Genomic DNA, 21,226 nt, shown 5'->3' with positions numbered 1-21,226 from the left:
GCAACTTTTGCTATATGTCTTGCGAAAAAAGAGTGGGATTTCCCGCTCTTTTCTGTTGTTTATTCGCATAAGACAAGTTTCAATCAAATCTCGGGAGGGTTATGATGAGTAAAATTACAGAAGAAGTTGAAAAGCTCGTCAGTCCGATAGTGAATGACCTTAAGTTGGAATTAGTTGATGTTGAATTTGTAAAAGAAGGGAGGGACTGGTTTTTACGCGTTTATATCGATACGCCGGAAGGGAATATCGATATTGAGCAGTGTGCACTCGTCAGCGAAAGGCTGAGCGAAGAACTGGACCGTACTGATCCAATCCCTCAAAACTATTTCCTTGAGGTTTCCTCACCCGGCGCCGAACGTCCGCTCAAAAAAGAAGAGGACTTCGTAAAAGCGGTCGGGCAATATGTATTCATTAAAACGTACGAACCGATCAACGGCATGAAAGAGTTTGAAGGATACTTGCTTTCTTACGGTCCTGATGCTGCAGAAGTTGAAATCCGCATCAAGACACGGAAATTGCAAGTCATCATCGACAAGGAAAAAATTGCATTTGCACGACTAGCAATCGATTTTTCCGCATAATTGAATATAGGAGTGATTAATTATGAGTAGTGATCTACTCGATGCATTGACAGCCCTTGAAAAGCAGAAAGGTATTTCAAGGGATGTCATTGTTGAAGCAATTGAGGCGGCACTTGTTACCGCATATAAAAGAAACTTCAACCAGGCGCAAAACGTGCGCGTCGATTTGAATTTGGAAAAAGGGACGATGAAAGTATATTCCCGTAAAGACGTCGTGGAAGAAGTGGAAGACGAAAGACTTCAAATCGCACTCGAAGACGCGTTAGCCATCAACCCGGCCTATGAACTCGGAGATATCGTCGAAGAAGAAGTGACGCCACGTGATTTCGGCCGGATTGCAGCACAAACTGCCAAGCAAGTTGTTACGCAGCGTGTTCGTGAAGCTGAACGTGGTCTGATCTATGATGAGTATGTAGATCGGGAAGACGACATCGTCAATGGGATCGTAGAGCGCCTGGACGCAAGGAATCTATATGTTGGGCTTGGGAAAGTGGAGGCCGTGCTGCCTTCGAGTGAACAGATCACTACAGAGTCCTACAAGCCTCATGACCGCATCAAAGTATATATTACGAAAGTTGAGCGCACTTCGAGAGGGCCTCAAGTTTTTGTTTCCCGTACGCATCCAGGACTTTTGCGTCGGCTGTTTGAAATGGAAGTTCCGGAAATCTATGACGGAACAGTTGAAATCAAATCGATTGCCCGTGAAGCGGGGGACCGATCGAAGATTTCAGTTCATACGAACAATGAGGAAGTCGATCCAGTTGGTTCATGCGTCGGATCCAGAGGTGCGCGCGTCCAATCCATATCCAATGAATTGAATGGAGAAAAGGTTGATATCGTAGAATGGTCCGAGGATCCTGTAATCTTTGTCGCAAATGCATTGAGTCCATCCAAAGTGTTGGACGTGCAAGTGAATGAAGAAGACAGATCCACAACAGTCGTAGTGCCAGATTACCAGTTATCGCTGGCGATCGGCAAACGTGGGCAGAATGCCCGTTTGGCCGCCAAATTGACTGGATGGAAAATCGACATTAAAAGCGAAACGGATGCTCGTGAGCTAGGCATTTATCCGCCTATCTCCGATCAATCGAGCGGAGAACGGCTATTTGAAGAGGATGTATATGCCGTTACCGAAAATGGAAATGATGAATATAATGAGGATCCGTATTTAGATAATGAACCGGATGATGAATCCGATATCGAAACAATCGACTTATATTCAGAAACCGACGAAGACAATTGAGTTGAAAGGATGACTGCCCATGACAAGCAAAAAGAAAATACCTTTGCGTAAATGTGCGGCGACAGGCGAGATGTTGCCAAAGAAGGAAATGATCCGCATTGTCCGCACAAAAGAAGGTGAAGTTTCGGTCGATCTGACAGGCAAAAAATCAGGACGTGGTACATATGTATCTAAAACTGAAAAGGCTGTTGAAACTGCAAAACGCAATAGATCGATTGAAAGCCAGCTTGGAACATCGGTGCCTGAGGAAGTCTATGATGATCTTCTACATGCAATCCGTCGTGAGGCATTGAAATGAATCCTACAGCGATCTTTCAATTGTTAGGAATGGCTGCGAGGGCCCGGAAACTGATTACCGGTGAAGAGCTGGTCGTCAAAGAAGTGCGATCGGGTAATGCTCGCTTGGTCATCGTTTCTGAGGATGCTTCAAAAAACACACAGAAAAAAGTAAATGACAAATGTAATTTTTACAACGTTGAGAAGCATGTGTTCGGGAGCCGGGAAGCTCTCGGCCATGCAATCGGAAAAGAGTCGCGGGTCGTACTCGCGTTAACGGATGCCGGCTTTGCCGGAAAATTATCCGGGCTCCTCAACGAATATAACCGGGGGTGGGCTAATGACGAAGATACGTGTACACGAATACGCGAAGCAAGTGAATCGGACGAGTAAAGAAGTCATCGAGGAGCTTGGGAAAATAAATGTGAATGTAACGAACCATATGTCGATGCTTGATAGAGAGGCGACATCAAAATTGGATCAACGTTTCGGTAAAGGCGGTTCTACTCCATCCGACAAGCCTCGAAGTGGAAACAATGACCGGAAACCAGTTTCAAATGCATCACGTCCAACAGGCAATGGCCAGGACAACAAGCAACCGAGCGGCCAGCGTCAAGGACAAGGCACCCAAGGCGGTAACCGTCCTACATCTCAAGGCGGTCAACGTCCAGCACAAATCGCTCAAGGCGGTCAACGTCAAGGACAAGGCGCTCAAGGCGGCAACCGTCCTGCATCTCAAGGCGGCCAACGTCCAGGTCAAGGCACGCAAGGCGGCAACCGTCCTGCATCTCAAGGCGGCCAACGTCCAGGGCAAGGTGCTCAAGGCGGCAACCGCCCTGCATCTCAAGGCGGTCAACGTCCAGGTCAAGGCGCGCAAGGCGGCAACCGTCCTGCATCTCAAGGCGGCCAACGTCCAGGTCAAGGCGCTCAAGGCGGCAACCGCCCTGCATCTCAAGGCGGTCAACGTCCAGGTCAAGGCGCGCAAGGCGGCAACCGTCCTGCATCTCAAGGCGGTCAACGCACTGGCCAAGGGGCGCAAACAGGAAACCGTCCGGCAACTCAGGGCGGCCAACGTCCAGGACAAGGGGCTCCAGGCGGAAATCGACCGGCTGGACGCGGCGGAAGACCACCTGCACGGGGTATTAACCAAGGACGGAGAAGACATCGTCCTGCACCAATGCCGAAAGTGGAAAAACCATTGCCGGAAAAGATCACATTCTATGAATCGCTTACAGTCGGTGAACTTGCGAACAAACTCGGCAGGGAACCATCCGAAATCATCAAAAAGCTATTTATGCTTGGCGTCATGGCGACGATCAACCAAGAGCTGGATAAAGATGCTATCGAGTTGATTTGTGCGGAATATGAAGTGGAAGTGGAAGAAGAAATCCGTATCGATGTGACGGATCTTGAAATTTACTTCGAGGAACCTGAAGAGACTGAAGCGGAATTGACAGAGCGTCCTCCTGTCGTAACAATTATGGGTCACGTTGACCACGGTAAAACGACGCTTCTCGATTCGATCCGTGATACGAAGGTTACACAAGGGGAAGCTGGTGGTATCACACAGCATATCGGCGCATATCAGATCAACGCTGATGGCAAGAAGATCACGTTCCTGGATACACCTGGCCACGCAGCATTTACAACAATGCGGGCGCGTGGAGCAAAAGTAACAGACATCACGATTCTTGTCGTGGCAGCTGATGACGGTGTCATGCCTCAAACAGTTGAAGCGATCAACCACGCGAAAGCTGCTGAAGTGCCGATAATCGTAGCTGTAAACAAAATGGATAAACCAACTGCGAACCCTGACCGAGTCATGCAGGAGCTGACAGAGCATGGCTTATTGGCTGAGGCATGGGGTGGGGATACGATCTTCGTACCGATTTCAGCTTTAAAAGGTGAGGGAATCGATCAGCTATTAGAAATGGTCTTGTTGGTGGCAGAAGTCGCGGAATTGAAAGCAAGCAAGAATATCCGTGCAAAAGGTTCTGTCATTGAAGCACAATTGGATCGTGGAAAAGGATCGGTCGCAACGCTTCTCGTCCAGGATGGAACGCTTCGTGTAGGTGATCCAATTGTCGTTGGAAACACATTCGGGAAAGTACGTGCTATGATTAACGACCTTGGCCGCCGGGTGAAGGAAGCAGGTCCATCTACGCCGGTTGAAATTACTGGTCTTAGCGATGTACCGCAAGCGGGCGATCGTTTTGTCGTCTTCGAAGATGAAAAGACAGCTCGTCAAATCGCTGAATCAAGAGCAGGTGACGCATTGCAGGAGCAACGCGGCGAGAAAACACGTGTAACGCTTGATAACCTATTCGATCAGATGAAACAAGGGGAAATGAAGGAATTGAACCTTATCGTCAAAGCTGACGTACAAGGAACAGTCGAAGCCATGGCAGCTTCCCTTATGAAAATCGAAGTTGAAGGTGTCAATGTCCGGATCATCCATACTGGAGCAGGCGCCATTAACGAATCGGATATCTCCCTAGCGGCAGCATCCAATGCTATCGTCATCGGTTTCAACGTCCGTCCAGATGTCAATGCTAAACGTGCAGCTGAAGCAGAAGGCGTCGATATCCGATTGCACCGCGTCATCTATAAGGTGATCGAGGAAATCGAATCCGCTATGAAAGGCTTGTTAGATCCTGAGTATGAAGAAAAAGTGATCGGCCAAGCAGAAGTACGTGAAACATTCAAAGTTTCGAAAATCGGAACGATTGCGGGAAGCTACGTAACGGAAGGAAAAATCACCCGTGACGCAGGCGTACGTGTCCTACGGGATAATATCGTGATCTTCGAAGGCGAACTCGACACATTGAAAAGATTCAAGGACGATGTGAAAGAAGTTGCTAGAGGCTATGAGTGCGGAATTACCGTGAAAAACTTCAATGATATTAAAGAAGGCGACATCTTTGAAGCCTTCATCATGGAGGAAATCAAGCGGGCATGATCGTCTATGCGGAATGCACATTCTTCATCCCTGACGTCCATTCGTTGAAAGGCAAACGATCCGTCTTGAAAAGAATGACAGATCGTGTAAAAAATGAATTTAACGTTTCCATCGCCGAAATCGATCATCAAGACTTATGGCAAAGAACTACAATTGCTCTCGTTTCGGTCGCGTCCTTAAAAGACGCTGCCGAAGGGGAGACGAGAAGAGCCATCCGTTTTTTGGAATCGAATCCGGAATGGGAAATGACAGAAATGATACTTGACTACTATTGATACGGAATCGGGGTGACCATCCATGTCTATGCGTGCGAATCGTGTTGCTGAACAGATGAAGAAAGAATTAGGCGGAATCATTGGCCAAAAATTGAAAGACCCTCGCATCGGCTTTGTCACTGTGACGGACGTTGAAGTGACGGGGGATCTGCAACAGGCAACTATATTCATTTCAGTACTTGGAAATGAAGCGGAAAAAGAGGCAACTCTTGCCGGCCTGACGAAGGCAAAAGGGTTTATCCGTACGGAGATCGGGCAGCGGATAAGACTCAGGAAGACACCGGAAATCGAATTTGCATTTGATGATTCCGTCGAATACGGAAATCGTATCGAATCACTGCTTCGTCAAGTGAACAGTGAAGAAGAATGAATGAATGAATGATTGGAGGAAGTCGGTGTCCAAATGGACTTTCCGGCTTCCTCCATTTTGCTTACTAAAGGTAAATGAGGAGGATGTATATGGATGGGATTCTACCTTTATGGAAACAAAAAGGGATGACTTCGCATGATTGCGTATTCAAGCTGAGAAAAATCTTAGGTATGAAAAGAGTTGGGCATACTGGGACACTTGATCCAAATGTGGAAGGCGTCCTGCCGATTTGTCTTGGACAAGCTACAAAAGTTGCGGAATACATCACTGACTCAGGTAAGGAGTATATTGCCACCGTCTCAATCGGTACTTCAACTGAAACTGAGGATGCAGATGGCGCGATCGTCTCAGCAGATGATTCCTACAAAAAACTTAGCCGGGAAGCTATTCTTCAAGTACTTGAGCAGCTTACCGGTGAGATTGTTCAAATACCGCCAATGTATTCCGCTGTAAAAGTGAATGGCAAAAGGCTGTACGAATACGCAAGAAAAGGAATTGAAGTTGAAAGACCCGAACGAACAGTACATATATACGAAATCGAATTGCTCGACGAACGGGAGTCGTTCGAAGGGGAAGAGATTCAGTTCGTAATCCGGATTGCATGCGGAAAAGGAACATATATCAGAACATTATCCGTACAAATCGGTGAAAAGCTTGGGTATCCCGCCCATATGGCAAATTTAGTCCGGACAGCTTCCGGAAACTTCCGTAAAGATGATTGTTTGACGCTTGAGGAAGTGGCAGAGCAGAAAGTTCAAAACACTCTTGGACAACAAATCCGACCGCTTGAAGAGGCACTTGGCGAGTTTGAACTTGTCGAAATAGATGATGATTTATATGGTAAGATAATAAACGGACAAGTTTTACCGCAGCATCCTTCACTAGATGATAGGGAGGCCATCGTTTTTACGAAAATGGAAAAGGCGATTGCGATCTATTGCAAGCATCCGACAAAAGAAGGATTGATGAAACCTGATAAGATGTTTCCATTCAATCAGTAGGAGAGAATCTCATGGAAATTTACCATTTGCACTATCCATCTCAAACAACTATCGATGACAAAGGCCCTTTTTCGCTAGCCATCGGTTTTTTCGACGGGTTGCATAAAGGACATCAAACAGTGATAAAAGAAGCAAAAGCTAAAGCGGAGCAATTAGGAATCCGTTCCGCCGTCATGACGTTCGACCCTCATCCATCACACCTGTTTGGCAAGGGTAGAGAAAAAATCGGTTACATTACCAAGTACCCGGAAAAGTCACGTCTCCTGGAAGAAATGGGGATAGATGTCCTTTTCGTTGTTACATTTGACTGGGACCTTGCTTCCCTTTCACCGGAGCGATTCATTGAAATTTTTATTAAAGGCCTAGGGATCAAGCATGTCACCGCCGGCTTCGACTTCACGTTCGGCTCGAAAGGTGCTGGCACGATGGAACAGATGGCTTCGCTTTCCAATGAAGAATACGGAACGACGGTCATCGAAAAAGTTACGGATTCTGAAGATAAGATCTCATCAACCCGGATTCGTAAGCTTCTTTCCGAAGGGGGCGTTGAGAAGACCGCTTCATTGCTTGGAAGACCGTTCAGAACGGTCGGAACTGTCATCGACGGCGAAAAGAGAGGCAGGCTGCTCGGCTTTCCGACGGCAAACGTATCCATTGACGAAGATACCATCCTGCCTGCAAACGGGGTTTACGCAGTCCTATTCACCATTGATGGACAATCATATAAAGGCGTATGCAATGTCGGGGTGAAACCTACCTTCCACGACCCCGCTAAAGTGAAACCAAGCGTAGAAGTCCATGTGCTTGACTTCAATGCAGACTTGTACGGAAAAGAAGCAACAGTCGACTGGATCGCCCGCATCCGCCCAGAACAGAAATTCAATTCAGTTGACGAACTGATTGAACAAATAGGGAAGGACAAGGAAACCGCAAGACTATTGTTGAACAAAATGAACTAATAATCCGTTAACGGTGATTCTTGCTACTTGGAGTGCAAGGCGGCGACTCCTGGGGGATTAGCCAACGCCGTCACGAAGAACGGCGTTTGCGAGCACAAGCGTAGCGTTGCGAGCAATGTTTTCTGCGACATTAAGGGAGCAGGATGAGGCTGCCTTAATTTCTGCAAAAGGCGCAGAAATACGGCAAATCGAACCCTTCGCTGTTCGATTGGAAAGCGTCCGCCTGGAACGGAAAGTAGCAGTTTGAAAATGGACTTCTTAGTTGCATCCATAATCCGCTCATGTTATGATAAATCAGTGCAACAGCACTAACCTTTCCTTGGCAATTCGAATCACCAACGTTTGCTCGGGATTTGGGGATATTTAATTATTAGGAGGTGAAAAGGATGGCTATTACACAAGAACGTAAACATGAATTGATCAACGAATTCAAAACTCATGAAAACGATACTGGATCTGCTAATGTTCAGATCGCTATCCTTACTGAAGAGATCAACAATTTGAACGCTCACTTGGGCACTCATAAGAAAGACCACCACTCACGTCGTGGACTTTTAAAAATGATCGGTCGTCGTCGTAAGTTGCTTAAATACCTACGCGAAACTGAAGTTCAAAGTTACCGTGATCTTATTGCTAAACTCGGCCTTCGCCGTTAATAAGATGTATACGAAAAGCGGGCCTTGCCCGCTTTTTTTTATTGAATGATATTTTTCGCATATGTCCTTCTTTTTTGATACACTACTACGTAATACATACTTCGTATGCTATCCATGTTTGAAATTAGAGAGGGGTACCATAATGACAGAACAAAAAAAGGTTTATTCATTTGAATGGGCTGGGAGACCGTTAACGATTGAAACGGGCCAGCTTGCGAAACAAGCGAACGGCGCTGTGCTTATCAGATACGGAGATACAACAGTCCTATCTACAGCGACCGCTTCGAAGAAACCGAAACCGCTTGATTTCTTCCCGCTGACAGTTAACTATGAGGAAAGACTCTATGCTGTAGGGAAGATCCCTGGCGGATTCATCAAACGTGAAGGACGTCCTTCAGAGAAGGCTGTATTGACAAGTCGTCTCATTGACCGCCCGATCCGCCCATTGTTCGCGGATGGATTCCGAAATGACGTGCAAGTCATTTCACTCGTCATGTCAGTCGATCAGAATTGTTCTTCTGAAATGGCAGCTATGCTCGGATCATCACTCGCATTGTCGATTTCCGACATTCCGTTTGAAGGACCGATTGCAGGCGTACAAGTCGGCCGTATTGATGGACAATTCATCGTGAATCCGACTCCTGAACAATTGGAAGTAAGTGAACTTGACCTTGTAGTGGCTGGGACAAAAGATGCCATCAACATGGTTGAAGCAGGCGCGAAGGAAGTTGCCGAGGATATCATTCTCGAAGCAATCATGTTCGGTCATGAGCAGATCATTCAGCTGGTTGAACTCCAAGAGAAAATCATTGCTGAAGTAGGCAAGGAAAAGATGGAAATCACTTTATTCCAACTTGACGAAGATCTGTTGGCTGAAGTGAAGGCCAAGTGTGAGAACGATCTGATCAATGCGATCCAGACAGAAGAGAAGCACGCTCGTGAAGATGCGATTAATGCTGTGAAAAATGAAGTGATGGACCACTATACAAATGTAGAGTCGGACGAAGAGACGATGAAGCAAGTGAAGAATATATTGGATCATCTTGTGAAAGAAGAAGTCCGCCGACTCATCACTGACGAAAAAGTCCGTCCTGATGGCCGTGGTTTGGATGAAATTCGTCCACTGTCCACTGAAGTAGGCATTTTGCCACGTACACACGGTTCTGGTCTGTTCACACGTGGACAAACTCAGGCGCTAAGCGTTTGTACATTAGGGGCTCTTGGTGAAGTTCAAATTATCGACGGTCTCGGACTTGAAGAGTCGAAGCGATTCATGCATCACTACAACTTCCCGAATTTCAGCGTAGGGGAAACTGGCCCGATTCGTGGACCAGGCCGTCGTGAAATCGGTCACGGCGCTTTAGGTGAACGAGCACTCGAGGCAATCATTCCCGACGAGAAGGAGTTCCCATACACGATCCGTCTTGTAGCGGAAGTATTGGAGTCAAATGGTTCATCCTCCCAAGCATCAATCTGCGCTTCTACAATGGCGATGATGGATGCGGGCATCCCGATCAAAGCTCCAGTCGCGGGAATCGCAATGGGACTTGTGAAAAAAGGGGACAACTATTCCGTCCTTTCCGATATCCAAGGAATGGAAGACCATCTCGGCGATATGGACTTCAAAGTGGCTGGAACTGAAAAAGGAATTACAGCTTTGCAAATGGATATTAAAATCGAAGGACTATCCCGTCAAATTTTAGAAGAGTCATTAGCTCAAGCGAAAATCGGACGGATGCACATCCTTGAACATATGATATCGACAATATCTACGCCGCGTGAAGAACTATCACAATATGCTCCGAAGATCATCATGATTCGTATCAATCCTGACAAGATCCGTGATGTCATCGGACCTGGCGGGAAAGTGATCAATAAAATCATTGAGGAAACGAATGTTAAAATCGACACTGAACAAGATGGGACGATTTACATCTCTTCTCCTGATTCGAACATGAATGAGAAAGCGAAGGTGATGATTGAAAACATCGTCCGTGAAGCAAAAGTCGGAGAATACCATTTAGGAAAAGTGAAACGGATTGAGAAATTCGGTGCATTCCTAGAGATCTTCCCTGGTAAAGATGGACTTCTCCATATTTCTGAAATTCAGGAAGAGCGTACGAAGGCCGTGGAGGATGTATTGAAGATGGGCGATGAACTACTTGTAAAAGTCATCGAGATCGACAATCAAGGACGTGTGAACCTTTCCCGCAAAGTCGTTTTGAAAGAAGAGAAAGAAGCGGCTGAAAAAGGGAAGAGCGAATAACTGATTAGCATACTATAATGGAAAGCCCCTCTTTACGATGGCGTGAAGATGGAGGCTTTTTATTCTTTTAAACGGGGGTAAAAAATTGATACAAAAAGAAATCAGTCATAACGGCATTAGAATCATCCATGAAAAGATGCCTTATGTTCGCTCATTGGCAATCGGCCTATTTATAAAGGCCGGTTCCATCAATGAGACGGAAAAGGAATGGGGGCTCTCCCACTTCATCGAACATATGCTTTTCAAAGGAACGAAAACGCGCACCGCAAAAATGATAGCGGAACAATTCGACGGGATGGGCGGGGATATAAACGCTTACACGTCCAAAGAGATGACTTGCTATTATACAACGGTGCTTGATCATCATGCGGAAGAAGCCCTGACAATTTTGGCGGATATGTTTTTTAATTCGCAGTTCGACGAAGTAGACATGCAAAGGGAGAAATCCGTCATCTTGGATGAAATTGCATCAGTGGAAGATACACCCGATGATGATGTCGATGAACGTCTTTGGTCGGTCATGTATCCGAAGCATCCGATAGGAAGATCTATCGGCGGCGTAAAGGAAACGATTAAACGTTTTGATAAGGAAATGATCGAACATTATATTTCAAAGCATTACACAGCTGGTAATATCGTCATTTCAGTTGCGGGAAATTACGATGATAAATTAATCGGCTTCATCGAAAACCTGTTTAATTCATATGTAGACCGTGAGAACATGACAGAAACGAATGAAGAATCCCATCCTGTTTTCCATAGCGGAAACACAACAAAATTTAAAGAAATTGAACAGGCGCATATTTGCATCGGTTACCCGGGCTTGGCCCTTTCTGATGACAGGCTCCATGATCTGATTCTGCTGGATAGCATTGTCGGTGGCACGATGTCGTCCCGGATGTTCCAAAAGATTCGGGAGGAGAAAGGGCTTGCTTATTCCGTGTTCTCCTATTATTCATCCTACTTGGCGACGGGCTCATTCGTCATTTACGGGGGTACCGGACCCGAACATTTGGAGGAAATGGTGTCGACGATGGATCAGCTCATTGGTGAAATCGTATCGGATGGGGTTACGGAGAAGGAACTGCATAATGCGAAGGAGCAATTGAAAGGCAGCTTCCTGCTTGGCCTTGAAAGTTCGGAATCGAGAATGCACCGGAATGGAAAGAACGAACTGATTCTAGTAGAGCATAAGTCGATTGAGGAAGTTGTCGAACAGATCGATAATGTGCAGCTGGACAATGTCAATAAGATTGCATGTGAAACGTTTGCCCGTGACCGTACAATTTCAATCATCGCGCCCAAAAAACGGTGATAGAATCTGACTGTAGAAATGTGCAGCTTTGCCTCCCTTGAATCATATGATAAGTCAGGACAATTAGAAGGGGGCAAGGAAATGCTGCTATCTGAAATGGCGCAAAAAGAGCTAATTCAAGTAGAGGAAGGAATTCGCTATGGATTTCTTGCAGATACGGATTTAATCTTCAATCGAAAAACGGGAGAGATCATCGGCTTCGAAGTGAAAAAGAAATATGGACGATTCCCATTCCGCAACAAAGAGCAGGAGACTTCGGAATTCATCCCTTGGAGTGAAATCGTATTGATAGGAGAACATCGCATCCTATTTGGAAAAACATATAGTCTGGGGGAATTTGACATTGACGATAATTGACGGAAGGTGGTTGTTCATTGGAACAGACCTCAGATTATCTGAATGCAGCCGAATAATGGGGGAGAACGGCTTTAATGTGTTCCATTATGACGGAAACGGTTATTCGGCACAGTTAGCTGGCATCCTTGATGAATTCTCGCCCGATCATATCGTTTTTCCAATTCTGCAAATGGAAGGTGCCATTCCGGTTGATAAAATTAATAAATCGGCAATCCTTTATCCGGGAGTAGCTGCTAGTGATTGGCTCGCTCCTTTTTCGGAAGCGGGCTTCACCATCCGGCCGTATTTGAAGGAAGTGGAATTCGTCTGGGAAAATGCAGTTTTGACAGCCGAGGGATTTCTGCTTGAATACTATTCTTCAGCAAAACGACGTATTTCAGGTGAACACTTCTATATCGCCGGGTTCGGCAAAGTCGGAAAAATGACTGCAGCAGTCCTTGCATCGCTTGGAGCCTCTATAACCATAGTAGCGCGTTCCCCGGAGCAGCTTGGCGAAGCGGCTGCAATCGGCTACAAAACATTGCACTTGCCGACCGGATTGGTGGATGTAGAAGGTATACTCGTAAATACGATACCTGCGAAGTGGCTGGAAGTCGAAACAGACTCCACATTGCGCATTTTTGATTTGGCATCTGCGCCCGGTTGCCTAAAGGGCAATTCCCCTGATGAATACTATACAATACACCTCGGATTGCCGGGAAAACACTTTCCAGCGGACGCAGCTAAGGCTTTGTCCGAAGCATTACTGAGGATGAATAGTAGATGAAAGGGGAAAAAAATGCTACAGGGGAAAAGAATCGGTCTTGGAATTACGGCCTCCCATTGTACGTATGACCAAATATTACCCGTCATTAGCAATTTGCAAGAAAACGGGGCGACCGTCGTTCCTGTCATTACGCATTCCGTGCTCACTGCTGCGACGCGGTTCGGTACAGGCGATGAATGGATCGCAAGAATTGAAGAAGCAACAGGCGAAAAAGTCATCTCCACAATAGTAGGAGCTGAGCCGTTCGGTCCAAGTTCCCCAGTCGATTGCATGATCATTGCGCCGATGACTGGAAATTCAATCAGCAAATTCGCTAATGCTGCTACGGATTCACCTGTATTGATGGCAGCAAAAGCCACTTTACGGAATGGCAGTCCGGTGCTGCTCGGCATTTCAACAAATGACGCATTAGGATTGAATGGGCCAAACATCATGAAGTTATTAAACATGAAGAATGTATATTTCATTCCATTCGGTCAAGATGATCCTTTTAAAAAGCCGAACTCATTAATCTCCGATTTTACATTGATGGTACCAGCCGCGGCGGCAGCCCTCGAACGCCGACAACTACAACCACTTTTAATTATTCATAAATAAAACTAAAGATACAAAGCAGAAAACTTCCTAATATGATATACTTTCTCCAATAAACACTTATAGGACGCAGGATATGGTTTTGTTGATGATTAAAACTGGAATTCAACCAGTTGCATCAATAAACAAGGAGCTGTATATATATCCGCCGGTCCGTAAAATGAAAGGGAGATTGAGATGAATAGAGAAAATTTGAATGTAGCAATCGTTGGAGCAACTGGAGCGGTTGGAACTAAAATCCTTGAAAAGCTTTTAGAACGGAATTTCCCTGCTAAGTCGATTAAATTGCTAGCTTCGAAGCGTTCGGCAGGAATGGAAATTACTGCCGGAGCTCAAACATATATTGTCGAAGAAACGGTTCCCGAATCTTTTGAGGGCGTCGACATCGCATTTTTCAGTGCAGGAGGTTCCATCTCTCAAAAGTTTGCGCACGAAGCGGTAAAACGCGGTGCGGTTGTCATTGATAATACTAGTGCATTCAGGATGGATGAAAACATTCCGCTCGTCGTTCCTGAAGTGAATCCACATACATTGAAGAGTCATTCAGGAATCATCGCGAACCCGAACTGTTCCACGATTCAAATGGTTGCAGCGCTTCAGCCGGTCAAAGAGAAATTTGGCCTCAACCGAATCATCGTATCGACGTATCAAGCGGTTTCAGGAGCGGGTGCTGAAGCGATTGATGAACTAGACCAGCAGAGTACGCAATTTGCGGACCGTGCAAACATTAAAGCAGAATTGCTTCCAAGCGCTTCTGCAGAACGCCATTATCCGATCGCGTTCAACGTCATTCCACAAATCGATGTTTTCGATGAATCGGGGTACACTTTAGAGGAACTGAAAATGATGAACGAAACGAAAAAGATATTCGGCGATCAGCAGATGGCTGTCACTGCCACATGCGTCCGGTTGCCTGTCGTCACAGGGCATTCGGAATCCGTGTATATCGAAACGGATGATGAAAATGCAACCGTTGCCGATATCCGTTCCGCAATGGAAAATGCACCGGGTGTTATCGTCCAGGATGACCCCTCTTCACAATTGTATCCGATGCCGTTATTCGCTGAAGGGAAAGATGAGATTTTCGTCGGCCGCATCCGCAAAGATCCGAAACATCCTGCCGGTTTCCATATGTGGATCGTTTCAGATAACTTGTTGAAAGGCGCGGCGCTGAATTCGGTTCAAATCGCTGAGGAATTGATTAAAAGCTGATTGAAACGGTTGGTCCACGCCATCAGCAGGCATGGGAGACCCAAGCAATTGCTTCACCATAAAGCCATGAAAAGGAATGGTCAGATTGGAACTTGGACAAATAGGCACAGCGATGGTCACTCCTTTTTCTAAGTCTGGAGCAATCGATTTTGACTTGACGGAACAGCTGATCGAGCATTTGATCGCAACGGGGACGGATTCCTTAATCGTCTGTGGTACAACGGGGGAATCACCCACGTTAAATCATCAAGAGAAATCGGAACTATTCAAATATGCAATTGAAATCGTCAGGAAAAGGATTCCCGTCATTGCAGGAACTGGAACCTTCAATACCGCGGAAACAATCAAATTGACAAAACAGGCAGATGAGCTTGGTGCAGACGGAATCATGCTAGTGACTCCCTATTACAATAAGCCGGACCAAAAAGGGATAATCACGCATTTTACCCATATTGCAAAAGAGACGGACCTGCCTATTCTTCTCTATAACATCCCCGGCAGAGCCGCGGTCAATATGGAGGCAGAAACCGTCATTGAATTATCGAAAATCAAGAATATCCGGGCTGTCAAGGAAGCGAGTGGCAGCCTCGATCAAATGTCAGATATCATATCTGGAACGGACAAAACGTTCAAAGTGTACAGCGGAGACGATGCATTGACATTGCCGTTATTATCCATAGGCGGGGACGGAGTCATTTCAGTCGCTTCCCATCTCGTGGGTGTCGAAATGCAGCAAATGATCAATGCCTTCAAAGCTGGTAATACGGCAAAGGCTGCAACGATGCACAGAACATTGCTGCCATTATTCCATGCCGTATTTTCCGCACCGAATCCCGTCCCTGTCAAATATGCCCTTAACAAGTTGGGGATTGAAACGGGTGGCGTCAGAATGCCGTTGACAGCTTTCGGAAAAGACTCCACCGCCTTCGACGAAGTATGGAATAAGTTCATAAATAACGAGCATGTTTTTCGCTAAATCAAAGCCGGTAGCATTCACCGGCTTTTTTTGTTTGTGTAGTAGGGTCATTCTCACGTATAATGAAACTTAGTCGTTGTGGACGGGTTACCATCAAACAAGAAACAACAGTTATCAATTGAAAATGGACAGTTGGAGTTACACAAGAAGTATAGGCGACGATAGCAAAATCGCCAGAATAACATACATAGACGGTTCATGATCCAACACCAGTCTTTTTCAAACAATGTATAGGAGGAAACAATGTGGCAAAAACCAAAAATGAAGTAATAAAAGTAATTCCGTTAGGAGGGGTCGGGGAAATCGGAAAAGCGATGTATGTCATCGAAATCGACGACGAACTATTCATTGTCGATGCGGGACTCATGTTCCCTGAAGGGGAAATGCTTGGAATTGACATCGTCATTCCGGACCTGACTTATATCGAGGAAAATAAAGATCGGGTTAAAGGGATCTTCTTGACGCATGGACACGAAGATGCAATCGGATCTATCGCCTATCTTCTACAAAAAGTGCAGGCTCCAGTATATGGTTCCAAACTGACACTCGCACTCGCCAAAGAGCATTTGAAAGAGATGCCGGCACCAGCAGGCGTTAAATTTTTTGAAGTGACGAATAAAAGCAGGATGAATTTCAAAAAGACCTATGTGACGTTCTTCCATACGACACATAGCATTCCAGATTCCCTTGGCATCGTCTTCCATACGAGTGAGGGCGCAATTGTCCATACGGGCGAGTTCAAATTCGATCAATCAGCAAAAGGGAAATATCGTCCCGATTTCGCAAAAATGGCAGCTCTTGGCGAAGAAGGAGTCTTCATTTTGATGTCCGATTCGAATGAAGCTGAACGTCCGGGCTATACAACATCCGAAACCGTCATTGAGGATCGGTTGTCAACTACATTCCATGGCGCGGAAGGGCGTATTCTCGTTGCGCTGTATGCATCCAATTTCATTCGAATTCAACAGGTTTTCGATAAAGCACTCGAAACAGGCAAGAAAGTCGCTGTCGTAGGCAAGAGCTTGGAAAGCTATTTCGAAGTCGGTATGCGTTTAGGGTATTTGCAAATTGACGAAGAAACGGTCATTTCCGTAAAAGATATCGGGAAGTATTCCGATGATCAAATCGTCATCATCGTAACGGGCAATCAAGGTGAACCACTCGAGGCGCTCGAAAAAATCGTCCGCAAACATCATAAGGATATTAAAATTAAAGAGACTGACACAGTCCTGATTACCTTCACACCATCTCCGAGCATGGAAGTATCCATGTATCAGATGGCGAATGAGCTGGCGAAAGCCGGGGCAAACGTCCTCACTGCTTCGAAGAATGTCCATGTGTCCGGACACGGCAGCCAGGAAGATTTGAAAATGATGTTAAATCTTATGCAACCGAAGTATTTCATTCCAATACAAGGTGAGTATAAAATGCTGATTGCACATTCAAAGCTCGCACAGCAGGTTGGATTGCAAAAGTCCCAGATCTTCATTGCGGATAAAGGGGACATCGTCGAATATAAAAACGACAAGATGAGAATGAGCGGCCGTGTACAAGCAGGGAATATCCTCATTGACGGAATTGGAGTGGGAGATGTCGGCAATATCGTCTTGCGGGACAGGAAGCTGTTGTCACAAGATGGCATTTTCACTGTCGTCATTACGTTAAGCCGGAGACAGAAAAGAATTGCTGCAGGTCCCGAAATCGTCTCCCGCGGCTTCGTCTATGTAAGAGAGTCCGAGGAACTGCTCGAAGAGTCGAGGAACCTCGTGAGGAAAATCGTGGAAAAGTATGTGAATAAAGATACGTTCGAATGGACAAACATAAAGCAAGAGATCCGTGATACATTAAGCTCCTATTTATTCCAACAGACGAAAAGAAGACCGATGATCATTCCAATCATCATGGAGTATTAATTCAAAAGCGGAGGCGACCGTTTAGTCCCGACAAGCACTGGAAATCCTGAAACATAAGGCGTACTTTGCCTTATGCTTCAGAATTGAAGCGACTCGAGGGACTGGTCGCCGGAGTCTAGACGGAGACTCCACGGCACGGACAATGACAGAACTTGAGAAAAGGATTTCCATGCCGACCGGACGGCGGGAAATCCTTTTTTCAAAAGGAGGAATGACATGTCTAAAAAAACGAAGAAAAAAAGAAAGGCGGCCGCATTAAAAAAGAAAAATGAAGGCCTCCACCCATTACTCTACGAAGTAGCCGGTTTGACGATGATCGGCTTTGCAATTATGATCATTTTTGAATTTGGCATCGTCGGGAGAGGTCTATCCTCTTTTACAAGACTGCTATTCGGGAATTGGCATGGAGCTATTCCCCTTCTGTTGATCGTACAGGCGTTGTTGTTCATGGTGAAACGGAAGACGGTCGGATGGAAAAACCGGATTGTCGGAGGAAGCTTATTCATACTGGCAAGTTTGCTATTATTCAGCCACATCTATTTGTTCAAGGGATTATATGAGAGCAAAGTGCTTATGTCGAATTCGGCTTTTAAAGAGACGTGGAAAGTACTTGTTACGAACGAAGGGATCGTGTCAAGAAGCGGAACCCTCGGTGGAGGATTGGCGGGAGCGATGCTTTTTGCGCTCTTCCATTCGTTATTCGATTCGGCTGGAGCGACAGTAGCAGGAGTACTCCTGTTATTGATAGGTATTGTTCTACTCACTGGAAAGGCACTCGTTCCATATATTGCGGAACTTTATCCGAAGTTACTCGCTTCATTAAAATCCAAAACAGAACGGAAAGAAATAAAAACACCTAAAAAAGGAAATCAAACTGCACTCTCAAGGACGGCGAAGCGTTCTAAAAGGCCGTCTGCCGTTGTGGATGAGCAGCTGGATACTGGAACCGTTGCCACTATTGAGGAACAGGAAGAAATCCAGTCGAAACCGATCATTTCCGCCTTCAATGAACGGATAGAGCCGGCATTGACCAATGATGAGCATGCAGCGGTTATCGAAAAGGAAGCAGAGGCACTGCCAGCTACTGAACCGGATAGCGGTGACGATCCGGCTATTTCGATCATATCCGGCGAGGAGGAAAATGTTTCTTACATTCTGCCCCCGCCGTCATTACTTAAACAAACGCCTGCTAATGATCAATCTGCAGAATACGACTCCATTCACGCAAATGCGCAAAAACTAGAACGGACATTTTTAAGCTTTGGCGTGAAAGCGAAAGTAACCCAGGTCCATTTAGGGCCAGCTGTGACGAAATATGAAGTGCTTCCTGACACAGGCGTTAAGGTGAGCAGGATCGTCAGCCTGGCAGATGATATCGCGCTTGCTCTCGCGGCTAGCGATATAAGAATAGAAGCACCGATTCCTGGAAAATCGGCGGTGGGAATAGAAGTGCCAAATAAATCGGTTGCAATTGTCAGTTTACGGGAAGTGATCGATTCGAAGGAAAATAATCGACCTGATTCGAAGCTGAGCATCGTCCTCGGCAGAGATGTGACAGGCCAGGCAATGATGGCCGAATTGAACAAAATGCCGCACGTCCTCGTTGCAGGGTCGACAGGAAGCGGGAAAAGCGTGTGCATCAATGGAATCATCATTAGTATCTTAATGCGCGCCAAGCCGCATGAAGTGAAGATGATGATGATCGACCCGAAAATGGTTGAATTGAATGTCTACAACGGAGTTCCGCATTTGTTGGCGCCTGTCGTGACCGATCCTCGGAAAGCCTCCCAGGCATTGAAGAAGGTCGTTTCTGAAATGGAAAGAAGGTACGAGCTATTTTCCCATACAGGCACTCGGAATATTGAAGGATATAATGAACATATCGAACAGTGGAATGAGGAAAATGAAGAAAAGCATCCACGTATGCCATATATTGTGGTCATTGTCGATGAGCTAGCCGACTTGATGATGGTCGCTTCAAGCGATGTGGAAGATTCCATTACGCGCCTCGCCCAAATGGCACGTGCTGCCGGAATACATTTGATCATCGCTACACAACGCCCAAGCGTCGATGTCATAACAGGTATCATTAAAGCGAATATCCCTTCACGAATCGCTTTTGCTGTATCTTCTGCCGTCGATTCAAGGACGATTTTGGACGGGGGTGGAGCAGAAAAACTGTTAGGACGCGGGGATATGCTGTTTCTGCCTGCAGGCGCATCCAAGCCTGTCAGAGTCCAGGGAGCTTTCGTATCAGATCAGGAAGTTGAGGCTGTCGTTGATTTTGTTATTGAGCAGCAAAAGGCGCAATACCAAGAGGAAATGATACCGACAGAGGTGGAAGAGGTCCAGCCATATGAGGAGACGGATGAACTCTATGATGATGCCGTCCAACTCGTCACGGAAATGCAGACTGCATCCGTTTCAATGCTGCAGCGCCGTTTCCGGATCGGCTATTCTAGGGCGGCAAGAATAGTTGACCAAATGGAGATGAGGGGCATCGTAGGTCCTCCGGAGGGCAGCAAGCCGAGACAAGTCCTGACATCTACCGTCGACTCGGACTATCATGCATGAAAAACATGACAAAAGATGGACAATTCAAAAGGAATTCATACAGTTTCAAGTTTTTTTGAAAAACAGATGTTTATTTTGGAGTAGTAAAATGATATAGTATGGATGATTGAGAAATGAGGTAACACATCTGAGGTCTTACCTCATCGGGAGGGGGGATATTAATGGTGGTGAAAACGGATCATAGGCATTTGTATGTTCAAGTGATCGAGCGGCTGAAAGAAGATATCGATTCCGGGGTCTTCAAGGAGAACGAGAGGTTTCCCTCCGAATTTGAACTTGCCAGAACGCTTGGCGTAAGCAGGGCGACGCTTCGGGAAGCGCTCCGTGTCCTTGAAGAAGAGAAAGTCATCGTCAGAAAACACGGTGTCGGTACTTTTGTGAATCCGCGGCCATTATTTTCATCCGGAATTGAGCAGCTGTCAAGCGTCTCTTCCATGATATGTGATGCAGGAATGGTTCCTGGCACGATTTTTATGGAGGTGCAAGAGGATCTCCCAAATGATGAAATGATTGGAAAGTTCGAATGCGATGAAAATGATAGTCTAGTTACAATTAAAAGAGTTAGGACTGCAGACGGCGAGCCAGTCGTTTATTGCATTGATCATGTACTAGCGAAAAATCTAGACGGAGGTTCGGATGTCGTACTGAACGAATCGATTTTTGATTTGATTGAGAAATCCGGCCAGATCAGGATTGCACAGGCTGTGGCGAACATCGAACCTGTCGGCTATGATGATGAAGCATCGTCCATACTTAGATGTGGAGTGGACATCCCCCTCCTTGTATTGCTTCAACATCATTATAGTGAGGAAGGCGAAATGGTCCTTTACTCCAAAAACTATTTCAGAGCTGATAAGTTCAGCTTCCATGTCGTACGAAAAAGGGTATAAGGCACATTTTTGAAGCAGTCGGGAAGCAAGCTGAAAATGACGG

At 46.0% G+C, this 21,226-nt stretch carries 20 protein-coding genes; all 20 read left to right on the top strand.

Features of this window, described 5'->3' with window-relative positions; genetic code table 11:
- Positions 1 to 104: 104 nt before the first annotated feature.
- The 20 genes from rimP to M3152_RS08805 all read left to right on the top strand — a co-directional run bounded on the left by rimP (position 105) and on the right by M3152_RS08805 (position 21,183).
- Positions 105 to 581: a ribosome maturation factor RimP gene (gene rimP / locus M3152_RS08900; protein ID WP_251694786.1), complete on the top strand. Its 477-nt coding sequence runs from the start codon at positions 105 to 107 to the stop codon at positions 579 to 581.
- Between the two features lie 22 nt (positions 582 to 603).
- Positions 604 to 1,824: a transcription termination factor NusA gene (gene nusA, locus M3152_RS08895; RefSeq protein WP_251694785.1), complete on the top strand. Its 1,221-nt coding sequence runs from the start codon at positions 604 to 606 to the stop codon at positions 1,822 to 1,824.
- Between the two features lie 19 nt (positions 1,825 to 1,843).
- On the top strand, positions 1,844 to 2,122 hold the full coding sequence (gene rnpM / locus M3152_RS08890) for an RNase P modulator RnpM (RefSeq protein WP_251694784.1): 279 nt from the start codon (positions 1,844 to 1,846) through the stop codon (positions 2,120 to 2,122).
- Positions 2,119 to 2,493 carry a YlxQ family RNA-binding protein gene (locus tag M3152_RS08885; protein WP_251694783.1) on the top strand — a complete coding sequence of 125 codons (375 nt, stop codon included), beginning with the start codon at positions 2,119 to 2,121 and terminating at the stop codon, positions 2,491 to 2,493. The genes rnpM and M3152_RS08885 overlap by 4 nt, the downstream gene beginning before the upstream one ends.
- Positions 2,441 to 5,059, top strand: a complete 2,619-nt coding sequence (gene infB / locus M3152_RS08880; protein WP_251694782.1) for a translation initiation factor IF-2 — start codon at positions 2,441 to 2,443, stop codon at positions 5,057 to 5,059. Before M3152_RS08885 ends, infB begins: the two co-directional genes overlap by 53 nt.
- Entirely contained in the window at positions 5,056 to 5,334 is a 279-nt protein-coding gene (locus M3152_RS08875; protein WP_251694781.1) for a DUF503 domain-containing protein, read from the top strand. Before infB ends, M3152_RS08875 begins: the two co-directional genes overlap by 4 nt.
- 22 nt (positions 5,335 to 5,356) lie before the next feature.
- Positions 5,357 to 5,704: a 30S ribosome-binding factor RbfA gene (rbfA, locus tag M3152_RS08870; protein ID WP_251694780.1), complete on the top strand. Its 348-nt coding sequence runs from the start codon at positions 5,357 to 5,359 to the stop codon at positions 5,702 to 5,704.
- An 89-nt stretch (positions 5,705 to 5,793) separates the two neighbouring features.
- Complete coding sequence (truB, locus tag M3152_RS08865) at positions 5,794 to 6,705, top strand: tRNA pseudouridine(55) synthase TruB (RefSeq protein WP_251694779.1); 912 nt, start codon at positions 5,794 to 5,796, stop codon at positions 6,703 to 6,705.
- Positions 6,706 to 6,716: 11 nt separating this feature from the next.
- Complete coding sequence (locus tag M3152_RS08860) at positions 6,717 to 7,664, top strand: bifunctional riboflavin kinase/FAD synthetase (protein WP_251694778.1); 948 nt, start codon at positions 6,717 to 6,719, stop codon at positions 7,662 to 7,664.
- A 386-nt stretch (positions 7,665 to 8,050) separates the two neighbouring features.
- Positions 8,051 to 8,320, top strand: a complete 270-nt coding sequence (gene rpsO / locus M3152_RS08855) for a 30S ribosomal protein S15 (protein ID WP_251694777.1) — start codon at positions 8,051 to 8,053, stop codon at positions 8,318 to 8,320.
- A 142-nt stretch (positions 8,321 to 8,462) separates the two neighbouring features.
- Positions 8,463 to 10,586, top strand: coding sequence for a polyribonucleotide nucleotidyltransferase (pnp, locus tag M3152_RS08850; protein WP_251694776.1), 2,124 nt, complete (start codon positions 8,463 to 8,465; stop codon positions 10,584 to 10,586).
- Positions 10,587 to 10,671: 85 nt separating this feature from the next.
- Entirely contained in the window at positions 10,672 to 11,901 is a 1,230-nt protein-coding gene (locus M3152_RS08845) for a M16 family metallopeptidase (protein ID WP_251694775.1), read from the top strand.
- 81 nt (positions 11,902 to 11,982) lie between these two features.
- Positions 11,983 to 12,258 carry a YlmC/YmxH family sporulation protein gene (locus M3152_RS08840; RefSeq protein WP_251624057.1) on the top strand — a complete coding sequence of 92 codons (276 nt, stop codon included), beginning with the start codon at positions 11,983 to 11,985 and terminating at the stop codon, positions 12,256 to 12,258.
- Entirely contained in the window at positions 12,245 to 13,024 is a 780-nt protein-coding gene (locus M3152_RS08835) for a hypothetical protein (RefSeq protein WP_251694774.1), read from the top strand. Before M3152_RS08840 ends, M3152_RS08835 begins: the two co-directional genes overlap by 14 nt.
- A 12-nt stretch (positions 13,025 to 13,036) precedes the next feature.
- Positions 13,037 to 13,621: a dipicolinate synthase subunit B gene (locus tag M3152_RS08830; protein WP_251694773.1), complete on the top strand. Its 585-nt coding sequence runs from the start codon at positions 13,037 to 13,039 to the stop codon at positions 13,619 to 13,621.
- A 174-nt stretch (positions 13,622 to 13,795) separates the two neighbouring features.
- Positions 13,796 to 14,830 carry an aspartate-semialdehyde dehydrogenase gene (locus M3152_RS08825; protein WP_251694772.1) on the top strand — a complete coding sequence of 345 codons (1,035 nt, stop codon included), beginning with the start codon at positions 13,796 to 13,798 and terminating at the stop codon, positions 14,828 to 14,830.
- Between the two features lie 85 nt (positions 14,831 to 14,915).
- Positions 14,916 to 15,806, top strand: coding sequence for a 4-hydroxy-tetrahydrodipicolinate synthase (dapA, locus tag M3152_RS08820; protein WP_251694771.1), 891 nt, complete (start codon positions 14,916 to 14,918; stop codon positions 15,804 to 15,806).
- A 245-nt stretch (positions 15,807 to 16,051) separates the two neighbouring features.
- Positions 16,052 to 17,719, top strand: a complete 1,668-nt coding sequence (locus tag M3152_RS08815) for a ribonuclease J (RefSeq protein WP_251694770.1) — start codon at positions 16,052 to 16,054, stop codon at positions 17,717 to 17,719.
- A gap of 216 nt (positions 17,720 to 17,935) precedes the next feature.
- The gene (locus tag M3152_RS08810) at positions 17,936 to 20,293 is read left to right on the top strand and encodes a DNA translocase FtsK (RefSeq protein ID WP_251694769.1); all 2,358 of its coding nucleotides are present in this window, start codon (positions 17,936 to 17,938) and stop codon (positions 20,291 to 20,293) included.
- A gap of 161 nt (positions 20,294 to 20,454) precedes the next feature.
- Positions 20,455 to 21,183 (top strand): GntR family transcriptional regulator, encoded by a 729-nt coding sequence (locus tag M3152_RS08805; RefSeq protein ID WP_251694768.1) that lies wholly within the window; start codon positions 20,455 to 20,457, stop codon positions 21,181 to 21,183.
- The last annotated feature ends 43 nt before the right edge of the window (positions 21,184 to 21,226 follow it).

It is taken from the genome of Sporosarcina luteola (assembly GCF_023715245.1).
GTDB lineage: Bacteria > Bacillota > Bacilli > Bacillales_A > Planococcaceae > Sporosarcina > Sporosarcina luteola_C.
The sequence above is the reverse complement of the archived record's forward strand: the minus strand, read 5'-3'. Positions and strand labels throughout refer to the sequence as shown.